This is a genomic window from Streptomyces triticirhizae, assembly GCF_003696235.1.
GTDB classification, from domain to species: Bacteria; Actinomycetota; Actinomycetes; order Streptomycetales; family Streptomycetaceae; genus Streptomyces; species Streptomyces triticirhizae.
On sequence record NZ_RFFJ01000311.1, the window covers coordinates 1 to 4,611 of the forward strand.

Annotated in this window: 5 protein-coding genes; 2 read left to right on the forward strand and 3 right to left on the reverse strand. The window is 71.6% G+C overall.

From position 1 onward, the window contains the following. Positions 1–85: 85 nt before the first annotated feature. Positions 86–715, reverse strand: coding sequence for an ATP-binding protein (locus tag EBN88_RS28765; RefSeq protein WP_233581083.1), 630 nt, complete (start codon positions 713–715; stop codon positions 86–88). Positions 716–946: 231 nt separating this feature from the next. On the opposite strand from EBN88_RS28765, the gene EBN88_RS28770 reads away from it, so the two are divergent. Beyond that, positions 947–1,183 (forward strand): DUF397 domain-containing protein, encoded by a 237-nt coding sequence (locus tag EBN88_RS28770; protein ID WP_122399941.1) that lies wholly within the window; start codon positions 947–949, stop codon positions 1,181–1,183. Positions 1,184–1,453: 270 nt separating this feature from the next. Then, on the forward strand, positions 1,454–2,380 hold the full coding sequence (locus tag EBN88_RS28775) for a helix-turn-helix domain-containing protein (protein ID WP_122399942.1): 927 nt from the start codon (positions 1,454–1,456) through the stop codon (positions 2,378–2,380). Between the two features lie 87 nt (positions 2,381–2,467). On the opposite strand, the gene EBN88_RS28780 is transcribed toward EBN88_RS28775, so the two are convergent. Beyond that, complete coding sequence (locus EBN88_RS28780) at positions 2,468–3,283, reverse strand: SAM-dependent methyltransferase (RefSeq protein ID WP_122399943.1); 816 nt, start codon at positions 3,281–3,283, stop codon at positions 2,468–2,470. A 152-nt stretch (positions 3,284–3,435) separates the two neighbouring features. Then, a complete protein-coding gene (locus EBN88_RS28785; protein WP_122399944.1) occupies positions 3,436–4,377 on the reverse strand; it encodes an alpha/beta fold hydrolase in 942 nt (313 codons plus the stop codon). Between the last annotated feature and the right edge of the window lie 234 nt (positions 4,378–4,611).

The window sequence follows — 4,611 nt, forward strand, 5'->3', positions numbered from 1 at the left end:
CCGGCGGCGGCCGGCCGGCGGAAGCCGCCCGGCCGGCCCCGGGAGGGGGAGGGCGCGGCCGGGCGGCGGAGCGGGAAGCGCGGGGTCAGTTGACGCGGGAGGTCACCGCGCCCGAGGTGGAGCCGAGGGCCTTCAGCCAGGACGGCCCGCTGAGCAGCTCCAGGAGTAACAGCAGCCGGCTCAACGGCTCCCACTGCGGCGTCGCCGCACCGCCGTCCCTCGGCTCGTCGGCGGCGAGCAGCGCCCAGACCGCCTTGCCGTGCCGATCGGGCGTGGTCCAGCCCCAGTTCTTCGCGAGGGCCTCCAGGACCTTCAGGCCGCGCCCCGACTCCTGGTACGGCTCGGGGGCCCGCGCCAGCGGCACGTCCTGGCCGGGGTCGAAGACCGCGCAGAGCACCGAGCGTTCGCAGTGCACCAGGCTCAACAGCAGCGGCTGGTCCTCGCTGGCCGGCGGCAGCGGGGTGGGGCGGGAGCCGGCGGGCAGGCCGTACCGCAGGGCGTTGGTCACCAACTCGGAGACCACCACCGTCGTGTCACCGACGAGTTCGTCGAGGTCCCAGTCGGTGAGGGTGGTTCGGGTCAGGGAACGCGCCGATCTGGCGGCGCACGGCTCTCCCGGCAGGGGGAACGTCGCGAAGCCCGCCACGTCCGCCGACGGGGTCCTCCGCCCGGCAGCGGCGAGCGTCGCCATCGAGGCGTAGGGGAGAGCTGACATGACCGACCTCCGCGGGTGTCCGACATGACCCAGGCGGTGACTCCGCAGAGTCTATCCTGGGGGACTCAGAGTATCGCTGCAAGTACATCTGAAAGAACGAACGCAAGAACAGCTGCAAGCCACGGATGCAAGAACGGATGCAAGAACGCCGGGAGTTGGGGCAGTATCAGGGAGGCCGCACGCCACCCCACGGCGTGCGGATGCAGGCACGACCCAACCCGAGGAGTGCGAATGCCGGATTTCGTCAACGGAGTGTCGGCCACTCGGATCACCGGCGTGAGCTGGCGGAAGAGTGCGCGCAGCAACCCGAACGGTAACTGCGTCGAGGTGGCCGCCCTGCCCGACGGAGGCGTCGCGGTGCGGAACTCGCGGGACCCCGAGGGCCCCGCGCTCATCTACACCAGGGCGGAGATGACCGCGTTCGTGCGGGGAGCCAGGGACGGGGACTTCGACGACCTGGTTGACTGACCGGGTTGGCTGACGAGTCAACCGACGGGTTGACCGTGTCGGGTTGACCCACGGCGCGGTCGGCGGTCCCGCGCGGCCGGCATCGGACCGCCGACCGGACCGCCGACCGGACCGCCGATCGAACCGAACGTCCCCCCCACCCCCGAGCGGCGCGCGTCGCCCGAGGTGGCGCCCCCCGGGGCGTCACCCTGGGTGTGGCCGAGGCGACTGTACGCCTGGTCCGAACAGTGCAACACTTGAGCGCTAATTCAACAGCTCAGGGGAACTCACATGACGTCAGCTCACCTTGGCCCGACCCCTGCGGTGAGGGACCTGCTCGCCCATCCGAGGGGCGGGCCGACGGTTCTGCGGATCGTGCTCGGCACGCATCTGCGCCGGCTCCGTGAGGGCTGTGGGATCAGTCGGGAGGCGGCGGGGGACGCCATCCGAGGCTCGCACGCCAAGATAAGTCGGCTGGAACTGGGCCGCGTCGCCGCCAAGGAGCGCGACATCGCCGACCTGCTGACCCTCTACGGGGTGACCGACGAGGAGCAGCGCGGACAGTTCCTGGCCCTGGCCCGGCAGGCCAGCACCCCCGGTTGGTGGCAGAAGTACGGGGATGTGCTGCCCAGTTGGTTCGAGACGATGATCGGCCTGGAGGAGGCCGCTTCACTGATCCGCACCTACGAGGTCCAGTTCGTGCCCGGCCTGCTCCAGACCGCCGACTACGCGCGGGCGTGCATCCGGCTCGGCAACCCGAGGGCCACCGACCGGCAGGTTGACCGGCGCGTCGAACTCCGCCTGGAGCGCCAGAAGTTGCTCATGCGGGACGGTGCGCCCCGGCTGTGGGCGGTCGTCGACGAGGCCGCGTTGACCCGGCCGATGGGCGGGCCCGAGGCGATGCGGCAGCAGATCCGCCACCTGCGGGAGATGGCCGAACGCCCCAACATCACCCTCCAGATCGCTCCCTTCCGCCTCGGCGGGCTCGCCGCCGCCGGCGGTCCGGTGACCATTCTGCGCTTCCTGGAGCCCGACCTGCCCGACATCGTCTACCTGGAGCAGCTCAACAGCGCGCTCTACCTGGACAAGCGGGAGGACGTCGAGGACTACCTCGCCGTGATGGACAGCCTCTGCGCCACCGCCGAGCCGCACGGCCGGACGCCGGCGACGCTGGAGCAGGTCCTCGCCGAACACGAGCGCGCCGCCGACGAGGCGTAGCCGCACCGGCGCGGCAGCGTCGACGACCAACGAGACGGCGGGCCGGGGGAGTTGACCCCCGGCCCGCCGTCGCGCCGTGCGCCGCGCTCAGGGCTTGCGGGCCACGCCGCCGAACTCGATCCACTCCTCGGTCTTCTGCTTCGGCCCCAGGTCGCTGTCCGGGCGCCAGGTGCTGATCTCGACCAGGCCCGGCTCCAGGATCTCCAGGCCCTCGAAGTACCGCCGGACGTCGGTCTGTTCGCGCACCCGGCCCCAGCGGCCGCCGGTCGACTCGTTCATGAACGTGGTGATGGAGGAGCGCAACTCCGGGTCGTCGCTGACCAGTTGGTTGATCACCAGGAAGCTGCCCGGGGCCAGCCGCTCGGTCACCCGGCGGACCAGCCCGGCCGGGTCGTCCTCGTCGGGGATGCAGTGCAACACCGACACGAACAGCGCCGCCACCGGCTCGTCGAAGTCGATCAGTCGCTCGACCTCCGGGTGCCCGAAGATGCCCTCGGTGTCGCGGAAGTCGGCCTGGATCACCGCCGTGTTGGTGTTCTCCTCCAGCAGGGCGCGGCCGTGTGCCAGCACGATCGGATCGTTGTCGATGTAGACCACCCGCGCCTCGGGGTCGCTCCGCTGGGCGATCTGGTGCACGTTGTCCTGGGTCGGCAGCCCCGAGCCGTGGTCGACGAACTGCCGGATGCCGTACTCCTCGGAGAGGATGCGCACCGCCCGCTGGAGGAAGCGGCGGTTGTTGATGGCCAACGGGCGGGTGCTGGGCGCCGTCCGCTCCAGCATGTCGAACGCCTCGCGGTCCACCGCGTAGTTGTCCTTGCCGCCCAGGGCGTAGTCATATATGCGCGCGACGCTGGGCACGTTGACGTCCACCTCGCGGGTGGTGACGTCCTCGGCTCCGGCCATGACGACCTCTTCTCTGGAAACTCTCCGTGGAACCTGTACAACGGTGACGTATCCTCGCACGACGCACAGTAGTTGACTGTTCATCATGCCGCGACGGGCACACAACTGTCCGAATGTCGACGGTGGTTGCGGTGGCTACGCGGCACCGGGCCTCAGCGGTGCTCGTCGAGCCAGGTCAACAGGTCGGCCTGGACCTCGGCGCGGTTGGTCTCGTTGAGGATCTCGTGCCGGGCGTCCGGGTAGGCGCGCCAGCTCAGCTCGCGGGTGCCGTGGTAGCGGAAGTCCTCCAACAGCTCGTAGACCAGGGTCAGCCCGCTGTGGCAGGGGTCCTTCTCGCCGACCGCCACATGGACCGGCAACTCTCGTGGCACACGGGCCTGTTGCTCGGGGTCGTTGATCTTGCGCACGCCCAGCACCCAGTCCAGCGACAGCCCGGCGCCGAAGGCGAACCCGCACCGTTCGTCCGCCACATAGGCGTCCACCTCCGCCGGGTCCCGGCTCAGCCACTCGAAGCCGGTGCGGTGCGGATAGGGGTCGTTGAACGCGGAGAAGAGGTCGGGCACGAACGTCGATGGCGCGTCCCGGCCGCCGGCCTCGATCTCCTCCTGGAGGCCGGCGATCGCGCCGCTCGGCTCGCAGCCCGGCAGCGAGCGGAAGGTGCCGCTGAGCACCAGCCCGTGCAGCGTCCCGCCGTACTCCTGCGCGAAGTCCCGCGCCAGCTGGGAGCCCATGCTGTGGCCCAGCATCACCAGTGGCACCCCCGGGTGGGTCTCGCGGGCGCGGTCGCCCACCAGCCGCAGGTCCTCCACCGTGGCCCGCCAGCCGGAGGCGCCCACCGCGCCGAAGCCCCCGGTGTGCGCGGCGGTCGCGCCGTGTCCCCGGTGGTCGGAGGCGACCACGGCATAGCCGTGCGCGGCCAGCTCCCGGGCGAACCGGTCGTAGCGCAGGGCGTGTTCGGCGGCGCCGTGCACGATCTGCACCACGGCGTGCGGCCGTCCGCCGTGCTCGGGCGGCCAGCTGTAGGTGGCGATCGGCACCCCGTCCCTGGCGGTGCTGAAGTCGGCGCGGGGGGTCGTGTGCGTTGCCTGGTCCACCGTTCACTCCTCTGTTGCCGGGCCCGTGCCGGCCTGTGCCGGGTTTCCGCTGTGTGCCGTCGGCCCGCGCGCGAGCGTCGCGCGCGGGCGTTCCACGAAGCGATCGCTTCCCTGCGCGGGGGCGGCTCATGGCACCCGATCGTGCCCCGCCCGCCAGCGGTCGCACCGGACGGCCGGCCGACCGCTGGCCCGGTGCGCCCGCCGGCCGCCGCCCTGGCCCGCCCGCGTCGGCCG